This is a genomic window from Micromonospora sp. DT81.3 (assembly GCF_049847225.1).
Lineage (GTDB): Bacteria > Actinomycetota > Actinomycetes > Actinomycetales > Microbacteriaceae > Microbacterium.
In genome coordinates, this window is record NZ_JBNCNY010000002.1 from 341,950 (window position 1) to 355,474 (window position 13,525).

A 13,525-nucleotide genomic window follows, 5' to 3' on the forward strand; every position below is an offset into this window, starting at 1 on the left:
CCTGGGGCCCGGGAAGCGCCGTTTGCGTCCTTTCGCGGGACGTAGTGGCGCGGGCCGCTAGTTGAAGAGCTGCACCGGGTTGAAGATGTCCGCGAGCAGCAGGAGTGCGCCCATGGCGATGAGCAGCACCACGACCACGAACGTGACGGGAACGAGCTTGGTCGCATCGACCGGCTTCGGCGGCGGACGCCGGAAGACCTTCGCCCACACCCGCTTGACGCCCTCCCACAGGGCGACGGCGATGTGGCCGCCGTCGAGTGGCAGCAGCGGGATCAGGTTGAAGACGAACAGCGCGATGTTCAGCGACGCCACCAGGCCCAGCATGGCGGCCACTCGGCTCAGGATCGGCGCGTCCTGCGCGGCGACTTCGCCGGCGATGAGACCGACGCCGACGACGCTGAGAGGGCCTTCCGGATCCCGCTCGCCGCCCGTGAGCAGCGACTCGGCGATCCCGTACAGCTTGACGGGAAGCTGCACCACGATGCCCGCGACGGCGCCCACGTTCTCGAACGCCGCCTCCGGTCCCGCAGAGATCGGCTGACGAACGAGGCCCGACACCGGTCGGACGCCGAGGAATCCGACCTCGACGGTGACCAGGTCACCGTTCTCGTCGACGACCTCCTGCCCTGCGGCGTCGTAGGTGGGACGCTCCGCGAGGAGGGGCGTCGCCTGCAGGGTGAGCTGCTCGCCGTCGCGCTCGACGACGATCGCCAGCTGCTGTCCGGGGGACTCACGAATGATCGTGGAGGCGTCATCGAAGGTCGACACCTCTGTGCCGTCGATCGAGAGGATGACATCGCCGGGCAGCATGCCGGCGGCAGCCGCGGGGGCCACGGGGTCGGACGCGGTGCAATCGGTCTGCGTCGAACCGGCGGGCACCACGCATTCGGAGACCGTTGCGACGGTGGTCGTGCCCTGCTGGATGCCGATGGCGCTGAAGAGCACGGTGAAGAGGAAGATCGCAAAGAGCAGGTTCATCACCGGTCCGCCGAGCATGATGATGATGCGCTTGTAGACCGGCAGCTTGTAGAAGACGCGATCGTCGTCTTCGCCGTGCAGCGTCTCGTCGTTGGCTGACCGGGCATCCTGCACCATCGTGGCGAAGAAGCCGCCGCCTGCGCGGCCGTCGCGGTGCCGGGCCGCCGCTCTCGCCGCCTCCTTGGGCGACGGCGGATACATGCCTGCCATGGAGATGTAGCCGCCGAGCGGAATCGCCTTCACCCCGTACTGCGTCTCCCCGTACGTGCGCGACCACAGCGTGGGCCCGAACCCGATCATGTACTGGCCGACGCGGACGCCGAACCTCTTCGCCGGCACGAGATGGCCGATCTCGTGCAGGGCGATCGAGACGGCCAGTCCCACGACGATGACGGCGATGCCGATGAGGTACGGGACGACGTTCACACCGCAACGGTACTCGCCGTTGCTTTGAGAACGCCCAGGTTCTTCGACGAGATCGGCCGCCTGCGGGAGCGGGGGCGGCGTATGAGAACATGGATGCGCCATGCCGACCGACGACGCCGCCGCCGCGCGCATTCCTCCCGTTCTCCGTCCGGAGCGGCCTCCTCGCAGATCGCTCACCGAACTGGCGGAGCGCTTCGGCGCTGAACTCCGCGGCGACGCCGCGGGCGTGACCCTGACGGGCATCACCCTCGCGACGGCCGACCTGCGGGCTGGCGAGGCCTTCGTCGCGATCCGCGGGGTTCACCGACACGGCGCGGAGTTGGCCGAGGCGGCAGCCGAGAAGGGCGCCGTCGCCATCGTCACGGATGCCGAGGGGGCCGAGATCGCGGCATCCAGCGGTCTCCCCATCGCCGTCGTCGACGATCCCCGAGGGGTGCTCGGCACCCTCTCCGCGTGGGTGTACGGCACGGGTCAGGACGATGACCTGCCGATCCTCTTCGGCACGACGGGCACGAACGGCAAGACCAGCGTGTCGCACGTGCTCGAGGGGCTGCTCTCGCAGCTCGGCGTCACGACCGGCCTGTCCTCGACCGCTGAGCGGCACATCGCCGGGCACGTCATCGTGTCCCGGCTGACCACTCCGGAGGCATCCGAGATGCACGCCCTGCTCGCGCTCATGCGCGAGCGGGGGGTGGAAGCGGTGGCCGTCGAGGTGAGCGCACAGGCGCTCTCGCGGCGACGGGTCGACGGCATCGTGTTCGATGTCGCGGCCTTCACCAACCTGAGCCACGACCACCTCGACGACTACGCCGACATGCGGGAGTACTTCGAGGCGAAGCTGCCCCTGTTCCGCCCCGACCGGGCGCGCAGGGCCGTCATCTCGCTCGATTCCGCCGCCGGGGGCGAGGTCGTCGCGCGGGCCGAGGTGCCGGTCACGACTGTCGGCACGCCCGCGATCGCCGCCGACCCGGCCGAGGCCGAGGCTGCGGACTGGGTCGTGACGATCGGAGAGGAGCGCCAGACCGGCACGGAGTTCACTCTGACGGGGCGGAACGGTCGCGCACTGACGTCCATCGTGCCCGTGATCGGTCCGCACATGGCGGCCAACGCCGGTATGTCGATCGTGATGATGCTCGAGGGCGGCTACGAGTGGGACGACATCGTGGCGGCGCTCGCGCGCGATCGCGGCATCCGCGCCTATCTGCCGGGGCGCACCGAGCGTGTTTCCGGCGACAGCGGACCCGCCGTCTTCGTCGACTTCGGCCATTCCCCCGACGCGTTCGAGAAGACGCTGGCCGCCGTTCGTCGCGTGACCCCGGGCAAGGTCGTGATGCTCTTCGGCGCGGACGGCGACCGGGATGCGACGAAGCGCCACGACATGGGCCGGACGGCCGTCGAGGGCAGCGACATCCTGATCATCACCGACCACCATCCCCGCTTCGAGGATCCGGCATCCATCAGGGCGACCCTGCTGGAAGGCGCACGCCGGGCGCGGCCGGATGCCGAGATCTACGAGTACTCACCGCCCGAGACCGCGATCGTCGAGGCCGTGAAGCTCGTCGGCGAGGGCGATGCGATCCTCTGGGCCGGTCCGGGTCACCAGGACTACCGGGACATCCGCGGGGTGCGCACCCCGTACTCCGCGCGCGAGCTCGCGCGCCGCGCGCTGCGCGACGCCGGCTGGCCGGTACCGGAGCCGCACTGGCCGGTCCCGTACCCCGACTGAGTCGCCGCCCGAGCGCACGGCTTCGCGACGCAGCTTCCCGAGCGCACGGCTTCGCGACGCGGCTTCCCGAGCGCACGGCTTCGCGTCCGGCGCACGGCTTAGTGACGCAGCTTGGCCGTGCGCCGGGCGGCAAGCCGTGCGTTCGGCGCGGTCGCACGCGGAACGGTAGGGAGAGGAAGCCGGGTGGCTCAGGATGCCGCGGCGATCGCCCGGTCGGCGGCATCCCGCGCCCACGTCTCGGCCGCAGCGAGTGACTCGCGCGTGAGGGGGCTCTCCGGCTCGTGCGACTCCACCACCCGCTCCACGAGTTCCACGATGCCCGGGAAGCTGAGCCGACCCTCGTGGAACGCATCGACGGCCTGTTCGTTGGCGGCGTTGAAGACCGCGGGGAACGTGCCGCCGGCGCGGCCGACGCGCTTGGCGAGCCGCACGGCCGGGAACGCGGCGTCGTCCAGCGGTTCGAAGGTCCAGGATGTCGCGGTCGTCCAGTCCAGCGGCCGCCCCACTCCGCCGACGCGGTTCGGCCAGTCCAGCCCGAGCGAGATGGGAAGCCTCATATCGGGGGGCGATGCCTGGGCGATCGTCGAGCCGTCGACGAACTCCACCATCGAGTGCACGATTGACTGGGGGTGAACGACGACGTCGATGTCGTCGTAGTCCATGTCGAAGAGCAGGTGGGCCTCGATCACCTCGAGTCCCTTGTTCACCAGGGTCGCCGAATTCGTCGTGACGACGCGCCCCATGTCCCATGTGGGGTGAGCGAGCGCCTCGGCCGGTGTGACGCCCTCGAGCTCGGCGCGCGAGCGGCCGCGGAAGGGCCCGCCCGAGGCGGTCAGCACGATGCGCCGCACCTCCGAGTCGGACCCCGATCGCAGAGCCTGCGCGATCGCCGAGTGCTCGGAGTCGACCGGGACGATCTGGCCCGGTGCGGCGATCGCGGTGACGAGCTCGCCGCCCACGATGAGCGACTCCTTGTTCGCGAGGGCCAGGGTGCGCCCGCACTCCAGGGCGGCGAGCGTCGGTCCGAGGCCGACCGAGCCGGTGATGCCGTTCAGCACGACATCGGCCTCGACATCCCGTACGAGCTGCTCCGCCTCGTCGGCACCCAGCGCGGTGTGCTCGACGGCGAATGACGCGGCCTGGGCCTCCATGCCGACGCGGTCCGAGCCGGCCGCGAGGCCCACCACCTCGAATCGCCGGGGATTCGCGCGGATCACCTCCAGCGCCTGCGTGCCGATTGACCCGGTTGACCCCAGAACGAGAACGCGGCGCATCCCGTCAGCCTAGCGAGCACGCAGAAGCGACCCGGCCCCCGAGGGGCGCGGGTCGCTTCCGGAAGAGCTGTCGGACTACTCCGGACGCGCGGCCTCGACGATGTCGACGACGAAGACGAGGGTCTCACCGGCGAGCTCATGCTGGCTCGTCCCGGTCTCGCCGTAACCGCAGACGGGAGGCATGCTGACGACGACGGTGGATCCCACCTTCTGTCCCTCGAGGGCGCTCTTGAACCCCGCGACCACTCCGGTCGTGGTGAAGGTGGCGGGCTCGCCGCGCTCCCAGCTGGAATCGAACGTGGTGCCATCGCTCCACTTGACGCCTGTGTAGTTCACGGTGACGCTGTCACCGGGCTGGACGACGTCGCCGTCACCCTCGTTGAGAACCTCGAGCTGCACCTCGGCTGGCGGCTCGGTCGGAGGAATCGTGACCGTGGGTGCGGCATCCGCAGACCACTCCACCGAGGGGAAGCTCTCCCCCGGCTCCTCGGGGGCGCACCACTCGGCCGCTGGGGTGATCCCGAGGACGTCGATCACGTAGACCTGCGCTCCGCCTTCCTGGGCGGGCGGAACGGTCATCACGATGCGCGAACCCTCGGTCGCGCAGCCGAAGAACTGATCGGCGCCGGATCCGAGGGTGATCGGCTCGGCGGGAAGCGGCGCATCGCCGAATCCGGCCTCCTGCAGCGTCTCGCCGGTCGCGGCGTCGAAGACCGCAACGGCGTACTGGACGTAGTCGCCGTCACTGATCGCCGCACCATCGCCCTCGATGGCAACGGCGCGCTCTGCGCTGCTCACCTCGAGGGGCGCCGCGAATTCCGCGGCGGCGGACTGCCCCACTTCGCCGCTCACGGTGACGGCATCCACGACGTCTCCTCCCGGAGCGGCGACGGAGCACAGGTCGGCACCGGCAGAGCTCGAGGGCGACGGTGCCGCCTCTGGCGTCCCGCCGCTGCACCCTGCGAGCAGGACGGTCGCGAGCGCGACGGTGGACAGGGCGGCAAGGGGTCGGATGCGCACGGAAATCCTCGGTGTAGAGAGAAGGGGAGCTCCTCATCCTCCCGCACTTTGCCTAGGACTCCGCTGTGAACCCCCATGCCCATCCCGGCATGCGATCGGGAGTACCCTCATCGGATGACTTCCGACGAGACCGCCGACCCCGAATCGGCCCCCGTCGACCCGCCCGAGGCGCGTATGGGCTCCACCTACGCGATCGGCCGTGGCATCATCCGTCCGCTCGCGCGCCTCATCTACCGGCCGCACATCGAGGGCCGCGCGCATGTGCCCCTCACCGGCCCCGTCATCTTCGCCAGCAACCACCTGTCGTTCATCGACTCCATCGCCATCCCGGTCGCCGCCCCACGACCGGTGCACTTCCTCGCGAAGGCGGACTACTTCGAAGGCGCCGGAGTCTCCGGCTGGTTCTCGCGGACCTTCTTCACATCGATCGGCGCGATCGCCGTTCACCGCGGCGCGGGCAAGGCCGCGCTCGACGCCCTCGGCCAGCAGCGCACGCTGCTCGAATCCGGCAGCGCCGTCGCTCTGTACCCTGAGGGCACCCGCTCCCTCGACGGCCGGCTCTACAAGGGCCGCACCGGAGTGGCCTTCCTCGCCCTCCAGACCGGCGCGCCCGTCGTTCCCGTCGGGCTCATCGGCACCGACGACGTCATGCCCGTGGGCGCCAAGATGCCGTCGATCAACAAGCGCATCACGGTCCGCTTCGGCGAGCCCCTCGAACTCCGCCATCACGGGGCCGCGACCTCCGGCAGGGCGCGTCGCCTGGCCACCGATGACATCATGACCGCGATCCATGCGCTGTCGGGCCAGAAGCTGGCGAACGAGTTCAACGAGACCCCCGCACAGGGCACGGTAGAGAAGATCCGCCGCGTGCTGCCGCACGAGCGCCTCTAGCGCTTCGACACGCTCAGCGACCGGGGTTCCGCATCACGAAGGTGGGGCTACCTCGATCGTCGGCTCATGGCGCACCGGGAAGTTGACCGAGTTCGCGATGAAGCACCAGGCGTTCGCCTGCGCATGCGCCGCGGTCGCGGCATCCACCATCGACGCGTCGGCCACGGTCACGTGCGGGCGCAGCGTCACCTCGGCGAACGCTCCCCCACCCTTGCCGTCCTCCACCATCAGGCCGCTCGCGTCGTCGCGATACGCCACCACGACGACGCCCGCCGTGACGCACGCGTGCAGGTACGACAGCAGGTGGCACTCGGCGAGCGCCGACACCAGCAGGTCCTCCGGGTTCCAGCGGCCCGGGTCGCCCCGGAACGGCTTGTCCGACGACGCGAGCACGGAGGGCTTGCCCTCGATCTCGAGATCCACATCGCGCGCGTAATCGCGGTAGCCCGAGGTGCCGGATCCCCGGTTGCCCGTCCACGTCGCGGTGACCCGGTAGCGGTGCTCGCCCAACATGCCTCCCAGTCTTCCACAGCGGGGTGGCTGAGCCCCGGCCGTGGGAGCGGCCGGCGGTAGGCTGGCTGAGTGCCCCAGACCTTCGCCGTAGCCGATGCGGTCGAGCTCGCCGTCGTCGAACGCAGCGGCTTCGTGGAGTCCCGTCACGCCGGATCCGCCGTGGTCCTCGGGCCCGACGGCGAGGTGGTGGCCTCGTACGGCGATCCGGGTGCGCTCGTACTGCCGCGATCCAGCCTCAAGCCCCTCCAGGCGATCGCCTGCGTCACCGCCGGCGCCGCGCTCGAAGGCGAGCGCCTGGCGCTGGCCACGGCGAGCCACTCGGGCACCGATCGCCACGTCGCCGTGGTGCGCGACATCCTCGATCAGGCGGGCCTCGGCGAGGAGGCCCTCGCCTGCCCACCCGCGTGGCCGGGCGACCAGGCGACGCGCGACGAGCTCGTACGCGACCGGTCGGAGCCTTCCCGCATCCGCATGAACTGCTCCGGCAAGCACGCCGCCATGCTGCTGGCCTGCGCATCGACGGGCTGGGACACGGACGGCTACCTCGATCCGGCCCATCCGCTGCAGGTGCACGTCCGCGAGGTCGTCGAAAGACTGACCGGCGAGCGGGTTGCCGCGACGGCGATCGACGGATGCGGCGCCCCGGTGCACGCCATGACCCTGACGGGCCTCGCCCGCGGCATCCATCGCATCGGCACCGCGTCCGAGCGCTCCCCTTTCGCCCTGCATCGTGTCGCCGGCACCGTCGTGCGCGCCGTGCGTGAGAACCCTTGGACGATCGAGGGGCCCGGTCGTCCCGACTCGATCGTCATCGAGCGCCTCGGCGTCTTCGCCAAGGGCGGAGCCGAGTCGATCATGGTCATGGTGGCCCCCAACGGCACCACGGTGGCGCTCAAGGTTCTCGACGGCGGCTCCCGCGCGGCGAGCATCATCGCCGTGCACCTGCTCGGTCGGGCCGGTGCGCTGACGCCGGCGCAGGTCGCGGATGCCGCGGCCCATCTCCCTCTTGCCGTCCACGGTGGCGGACACGACGTGGGGGTCATCCGCCCCACCGTCGGAACCTGAAACGCTCCCCAGAAGGGAGCCGAAGAGAGGACAGTTCGATGAGGATCTCCGTCCCCACCGAGGTGAAGAACAATGAATACCGCGTGGCGCTGACGCCCTCCGGCGTGCACGATCTCGTGCTGGCGGGCCACGACGTCGTGGTGCAGCGCGGTGCCGGGCTCGGATCGTCGATGAGCGACGCCGAATACGAGGCGGCGGGTGCGACGCTGCTCGAGGATGCGGCGGAGGTGTGGGCGCGTGCCGATCTGCTGCTCAAGGTGAAGGAGCCGATCGAGAGCGAGTACGGGTACTTCCGCGACGACCTCGTGCTCTTCACGTATCTCCACCTCGCGGCCGACCGGCCGCTCACCGATCGGCTCGTGCAGGACGGCGTCACCGCCATCGCCTACGAGACGGTCCAGCTCTCGGGCGGTGGCCTGCCCCTGCTGGCGCCGATGAGCGAGGTCGCCGGCCGGCTGGCGCCGATCGTCGGGGCCAACACCCTGCTGCGGTCGCAGGGCGGACTCGGGCTCCTGATGTCGGGCGTGCCGGGCACGAGGCCGGCGCGTGTGACGGTCATCGGCGGCGGCGTCGCCGGTGCGAACGCCACGGTGATCGCCGCGGGGCTCGGAGCCGACGTCACGGTCTTCGACACGAACATCCAGCGCCTGCGCTACCTCGATGACCACTTCGCCGGCCGCATCAAGACCGCGGCGTCGAATCCGCTGGATCTCGACCGTGCCGTCACGGATTCGGACCTCGTCATCGGATCGGTGCTGATCCCCGGGGCGAAGGCGCCGAAGCTCGTCACCAACGCGATGGTGTCGCGCATGCGCGAGGGAAGCGTGCTCGTGGACATCGCGGTCGATCAGGGCGGATGCTTCGAGGACACGCGTCCGACGACGCACGCAGATCCCACTTTCCAGGTGCACGGCTCGGTGTTCTACTGCGTCGCGAACATGCCCGGCGCCGTACCCAACACGTCCACCTCGGCCCTGACGAACGCGACGATGCCGTACATCCGGCAGATCGCGCGCCACGGGTGGCGGGAGGCGTTGAAGGCGGATGCCGCGCTCGCGCACGGCCTCAACACGACCGCCGGCGCGATCGCGAACCCGGGCGTTGCCGCAGCGCACGGCCTGCCTGCGCGCTCGCTGGAGGAGGCGCTGGCCTGAGCCGGACGGCTTCGCCTGGGGCATACCTCAGGCGAGTCCGCCGTCGGAGTTCCGTCAGGCGAGTCCGCCGTCGATCGAGCGACCGGCCGACGCGGTGTCGTCGGGCACCAGCACCTCGGTGTCGCGGTTGAGGCTCTCGCCGCGGAAGAAGGGCTTCGACCGCGGGAAGATGAACCAGAGGAACATCAGGATCACCCCGAAGGCGAGCGCGCCAATGCCGAGCACGAACGTCCCGCCGATGCCGAACAGCACCGTGTAGCCGTAGTCGACGTCGTACATGTCGACCGCCGACTGGACGAACGCGTAGGTCAGCATCAGCGCGCCGAGCAGCGGGAGCAGCCCCTTGTAGAAGAAGTCGCGGGCGGATCGGAACAGGTCGCGCCGGAAGTACCAGACGCAGGCATAGCCGGTGATCGCGTAGTAGAAGGCGATGGCGAGGCCGAGCGAGAGGATCGAGTCCTGCAGGAAGTCGTCGCTGATGAGCGTCATGCCGATGTAGTAGACGCTCGCGACGATCCCCATGACGATGGTCGAGAACGACGGCGTCTTGAAGGTCGGGTGCACGGTGGCGAATCGCTTGGGGAGGGCCTTGTAGGCGGCCATCGCGAGGGTGCCTCGCGCGGTCGGCAGGATGGTGGTCTGCGTCGATGACACCGCGGAGATCATCACCGCGACGACCAGGATCCAGCCGTACGGCCCGAGCAGCCCGTCCTTGATCGCGAGGAAGAAGTCGTCGGCGTTCGCCTCGTTGCCGAGGCCGGTGCCGGTCTCGCCGAGCCCCGCGTACATCATCGCGGCGACGGTGACTCCGACGTACGTGACGAGCAGGATGACGGTCGTCAGCAGCGCGGCGCGGCCCGGGATGCGCTTCGGATCCTTGGTCTCCTCGTTGAGGGCGAGGCACGTGTCCCATCCCCAGTAGATGAAGAGGGCGAGCAGCACTGCTTCGGTGAAGCCGCTCCAGTCGGTGAAGCCGAGCGGGTTGAACCACTCCCACGTCGGTGCCGTGGCGTCGGGGGCGGTGCCGTTGAAGTAGTGCCAGAGCGCGGCGATGACGAAGATGGCGAGCGCGAGGTACTGGATGCCGAGCAGCACGTTCTGGATGCGCTCGCCGATCTCCACACCGCGCCAGCTGACCCACGTCATCGCGGCGATGAACGCGACGCCGGTCGCGGTGACCAGGGGGACGTTCTCGGAGAGGGACCCATCGCCGAACAGCGACCAGAAGTAGATGGCCGCGATCTGGGCGAGGTTGGCGAGCACGACCATCCCGGCCACGGCCACACCCCAGCCGCCCATCCACCCCACCCACGGGCCGAACGCTTTCGTCCCCCATGTGAAGGTGGTACCGCAGTCGGGCACCGCGTTGTTCAGCTCGCGGTACGCGAAGGCGATGAAGAGCATCGGCACGAAGGCCACGATGAACACGATGGGTGCCTGTGCCCCGACCGCGAGCACGACGAACCCGAGGGTCGCGACGAGCGAGTAGACGGGCGCAGTGGAGGCCAGTCCGATGACCGTCGAGCCCCAGAGGCCCAAGGTTCCGGCGGCGAGTCCTTTGCCTTCGGGGCGGGAAAGGTCGATGCGTGTCGGCGTCGTCACAAGGCTCAACTGTAGAGGAGCGCGGCCTCTCCGGCGTACCGACGAGCCGCACACCCTCAGAGCGGCGCCCGCTCAGGCACCGGTCAGGGGCAGTGCCACCCGCCGGGGCGGATGATCGGTGCTGCAGAGCCACGCCCGCCCCGCGCCTGCGCGAGCGAAGGGCGGCAGCTCCCGCTCGCCTGCGATGGTGCGCAGCTCCGTCGGGCACGCCGCATCCACCAGCAACGGGTGATCGACACGGAGGGTCTGCAGGAGGCCCCAGTGCGCCTGCCAGGACTCCCCGTCGCCGACCAGCACGATGCGTTCGTCGCCGGCCTCGCGGAGCAGGTCGGCCACCCGGGCGCCCGGGACGAGCGAGCCGATGCCGACCACTCGCGCATCCCACGCCTCCGACAGCTGCGCGGTGACACGCGCCACCCCGCGGGTCACCACGCCGGTGAGCGTCGTGCGAGGCATCCAGAACCGCTCGTCCGGCGATACGGCCAGCCATGCCTCCCCGTCGCCGGCGGGCGCCTCGGCGAACTGTACCTCCCGTCCCCCGAGACGGCCGCGGCCAGGGGGGCGCCACGGGAGGTACGACTCCGATTCACCGCCCGCCGCGAGGTGGTCGGCACGCGAGGGCAGTCCGAGCACGGCCCGGACCGGGAGCAGGTCGGCGACCCGGGAGAGTGCGCCGGTCGGGCGCTGAGCGCTGAGCATCAGGAAGGAGCCGGTGAGACCGGCATCGCGCGCGAAGTGCTCGAGCCGGTCCGCCAGTGCACGCGCGTGCTCCTGAGAGAGCCGCGCCAGGAGTGCGTCGGCGTCATCGAGCAGCACGACCGAGCCCGGCGGACACTCCGCGGTGAGCATGTCCCACGCGCCTTCCGGATCGCGCGGCACGACGAGTGCCCCGGGATGCTGAGCCGCGAACAGGCGAAGGATGCCGGTCTTGCCGGAGCCGGGGCCGCCCACCACCATCATCCCGCGGTCTCGTCCAAGGTCGATCGCGATCACCTCCTGTCGCTGCCGGTCCGGATCATCCGCGAGTCCGATGACCACTCCCCCGGTTCCTCCCGCGCCCTGCAGAGCGGCGAGCGGGACCCGCGTCGGAAGGGCGGGAAGCCATGGCCGCCGGGGGCGGGGCTCGGAGCCTCGGCGCTCGAGAATCGCGTCGATGTCGTTCTGCGCGGAGAGTGCCACACGCATCCGCCGCGGATGGGCGTCCTCGGCCCTGCGAACGAAGGCGACTCCCCGCGACGCCGCTTCGCCGGCCAGTTGCGCCGCGTCGTCGGTTCCGATGACCGCGCGGCTGTCCGCCGCATCCGTCACCCTCAGGCTGAGGCGAAGCGGGCAGTTGGCGAGCAGCGCATCGCGGACCACCCCCGACACACGCTGGGTGCCGAGCACGAGGTGCATGCCGAGCGCGCGCCCGCGGGCGGCGACGTCCGTGAAGACCGCGTGCAGGTCCGGATGCTCGGCGAGCATCGCGGCGAACTCATCCACGACGATGACGAGCCTCGGCATCTCGGCGCGCTCGTCGAGGATGTCTCTCGCACCGAGCCGGGCGAGCTCCGCCTCACGCCATCGCAGCTCGGCGCGGAGGCTCTCGACCGCCCGGCGCGAACCGGCCGCATCGAGGTCGGTGAGCACGCCGGTCACGTGCGGCAGCCGAGCGAGGGCATCGAATGCGGTCCCGCCCTTGAAATCAGCCAAGAGGAAGGAGACCTCTCGGGTCGAGTGGCCGGCGCAGATCGATGTGATCCAGGTGATCAGCAGCTCGCTCTTTCCGCTGCCGGTGACACCGGCCACAACGGCGTGCGGTCCGTCCCGCACGAGATCGAGCACGACGGGAGCCGTGCCGTCCATGCCGATGGCCGCGGCGAGTCCCGCCGAGCAGGGCGGAGCTGCATGCAGGGTGTCGGCCAGCGACACGGCCGGGGCCTCGAGCGGTGCCGCATCCGCCGCCCGCCTGCTCAGGGCGGCCGCGATGGCGCCCGCCTGGGCGCGGCTCACGTACTCGAGGGCGATCGCCGAGTTCTCGCCGTTCCACGACAGCTCGGCGGCCCCGGGGCGCGTCACCCTGACCAGCGCTCCGCAGCGGGTCGGGGGCGGGTTTCCCGCCTGGACGTGCGCGAGCACGACGTCGGCTCCCGGCGGTGCGGTGTCGCCCGGCCCCAGCACCGCCAGGCGCAGGCCCGCCCGAGACGGCCCGGCCGATGCGCGGTGCGGAAGCAGGCGGGTCCACTCCTCGTCCGACGAGGGCGTGGAGACGATCGTCAGAGCGTCGGGCGCATGGGCCAGGCAGAGCTGCACGACCAGGGACCGCAGCGCAGCCTCGGCGATCGCCGGTGGTCCCTCGACGCAGACACCGGCAGCCAATGGGACGCTCAGCGGCGCATCCTCCAGCGTCGCGGCTCTCGCGCGAAGCGCCGCGTCGCCTCCGACGACTCGCACGGCGCTGGCCGTGGTGCCGCGGCCGATGACCAGTTCCGGGGAGCCCCCGCCGATCGGCCTCCAGACCCGCTCCGGCGTCTGCACCAGGCCCGCGACATCCGGCCGGCGCGCGTCGAGTGCCTCGCGCTCCAGGCCGTGCCTCGTCGACATCTCCGCGAGGATCCTCGCGCGGTCGGCGGCGCCCTCACGAGCCGCCCGGCGCCGGTCGCGCCGCGCGGAGCCTGTGCCGTCGATCACCGATGCCACCGCCATCAGGGGTCCGAGCGCGGCGAAACAGAGGCCGAGCGGGGATCCGGTCACGAGCCACATCGCGACACCGCCCACGAGCGGCACGATCGAGGCGAGCAGCGGAAGCGGGCCGCGCCGTCGGGGCTCGGGCGGAGCGGGCAGGATCAGAGGCTCGGAGAGGGAGGTCACCCACCCAGTGAACGGGTCCTGGTTGC

10 protein-coding genes are annotated in these 13,525 nt (G+C 70.7%); 4 read left to right on the forward strand and 6 right to left on the reverse strand.

The annotated features are described in order from the left end of the window. Positions 1–57 precede the first annotated feature (57 nt). The gene (locus tag ACPW96_RS05865) at positions 58–1,404 is read right to left on the reverse strand and encodes a M50 family metallopeptidase (protein ID WP_425882327.1); all 1,347 of its coding nucleotides are present in this window, start codon (positions 1,402–1,404) and stop codon (positions 58–60) included. 100 nt (positions 1,405–1,504) lie between these two features. On the opposite strand from ACPW96_RS05865, the gene ACPW96_RS05870 reads away from it, so the two are divergent. Further along, positions 1,505–3,130: a Mur ligase family protein gene (locus tag ACPW96_RS05870; RefSeq protein WP_425817420.1), complete on the forward strand. Its 1,626-nt coding sequence runs from the start codon at positions 1,505–1,507 to the stop codon at positions 3,128–3,130. 188 nt (positions 3,131–3,318) lie between these two features. Here ACPW96_RS05870 and dxr read toward each other — a convergent pair whose 3' ends face one another. Together dxr and ACPW96_RS05880 are read right to left on the reverse strand one after the other, a co-directional pair. Continuing rightward, positions 3,319–4,404 carry a 1-deoxy-D-xylulose-5-phosphate reductoisomerase gene (gene dxr / locus ACPW96_RS05875; protein WP_425882328.1) on the reverse strand — a complete coding sequence of 362 codons (1,086 nt, stop codon included), beginning with the start codon at positions 4,402–4,404 and terminating at the stop codon, positions 3,319–3,321. A 75-nt stretch (positions 4,405–4,479) separates the two neighbouring features. Continuing rightward, positions 4,480–5,424, reverse strand: coding sequence for an FKBP-type peptidyl-prolyl cis-trans isomerase (locus ACPW96_RS05880; RefSeq protein WP_425817417.1), 945 nt, complete (start codon positions 5,422–5,424; stop codon positions 4,480–4,482). A 114-nt stretch (positions 5,425–5,538) separates the two neighbouring features. Here ACPW96_RS05880 and ACPW96_RS05885 point away from each other — a divergent pair, with 114 nt between their 5' ends. Next, the gene (locus tag ACPW96_RS05885) at positions 5,539–6,315 is read left to right on the forward strand and encodes a lysophospholipid acyltransferase family protein (protein ID WP_425817415.1); all 777 of its coding nucleotides are present in this window, start codon (positions 5,539–5,541) and stop codon (positions 6,313–6,315) included. 33 nt (positions 6,316–6,348) lie between these two features. Here ACPW96_RS05885 and ACPW96_RS05890 read toward each other — a convergent pair whose 3' ends face one another. Further along, complete coding sequence (locus ACPW96_RS05890) at positions 6,349–6,828, reverse strand: OsmC family protein (protein WP_425817413.1); 480 nt, start codon at positions 6,826–6,828, stop codon at positions 6,349–6,351. Between the two features lie 69 nt (positions 6,829–6,897). On the opposite strand from ACPW96_RS05890, the gene ACPW96_RS05895 reads away from it, so the two are divergent. Then, positions 6,898–7,893: an asparaginase gene (locus ACPW96_RS05895; protein WP_425882329.1), complete on the forward strand. Its 996-nt coding sequence runs from the start codon at positions 6,898–6,900 to the stop codon at positions 7,891–7,893. A 38-nt stretch (positions 7,894–7,931) separates the two neighbouring features. Then, positions 7,932–9,047 (forward strand): alanine dehydrogenase, encoded by a 1,116-nt coding sequence (ald, locus tag ACPW96_RS05900; RefSeq protein ID WP_425882330.1) that lies wholly within the window; start codon positions 7,932–7,934, stop codon positions 9,045–9,047. Positions 9,048–9,101: 54 nt separating this feature from the next. Here ald and ACPW96_RS05905 read toward each other — a convergent pair whose 3' ends face one another. Both ACPW96_RS05905 and ACPW96_RS05910 read right to left on the reverse strand, forming a co-directional pair. Then, positions 9,102–10,649 carry an APC family permease gene (locus ACPW96_RS05905; protein ID WP_425882331.1) on the reverse strand — a complete coding sequence of 516 codons (1,548 nt, stop codon included), beginning with the start codon at positions 10,647–10,649 and terminating at the stop codon, positions 9,102–9,104. Positions 10,650–10,721: 72 nt separating this feature from the next. Continuing rightward, a complete protein-coding gene (locus ACPW96_RS05910) occupies positions 10,722–13,499 on the reverse strand; it encodes an FtsK/SpoIIIE domain-containing protein (protein ID WP_425882332.1) in 2,778 nt (925 codons plus the stop codon). Positions 13,500–13,525 lie beyond the last annotated feature (26 nt).

Bases quoted from the DNA above. Each gene is read 5' to 3' on its own strand.
- ACPW96_RS05885 (WP_425817415.1), top strand. From the start codon at position 5,539: ATGACTTCCGACGAGACCGCCGACCCCGAATCGGCCCCCGTCGACCCG.
- ACPW96_RS05870 (WP_425817420.1), top strand. From the start codon at position 1,505: ATGCCGACCGACGACGCCGCCGCCGCGCGCATTCCTCCCGTTCTCCGT.
- ACPW96_RS05890 (WP_425817413.1), bottom strand. From the start codon at position 6,828: ATGTTGGGCGAGCACCGCTACCGGGTCACCGCGACGTGGACGGGCAAC.
- ald (WP_425882330.1), top strand. From the start codon at position 7,932: ATGAGGATCTCCGTCCCCACCGAGGTGAAGAACAATGAATACCGCGTG.
- dxr (WP_425882328.1), bottom strand. From the start codon at position 4,404: ATGCGCCGCGTTCTCGTTCTGGGGTCAACCGGGTCAATCGGCACGCAG.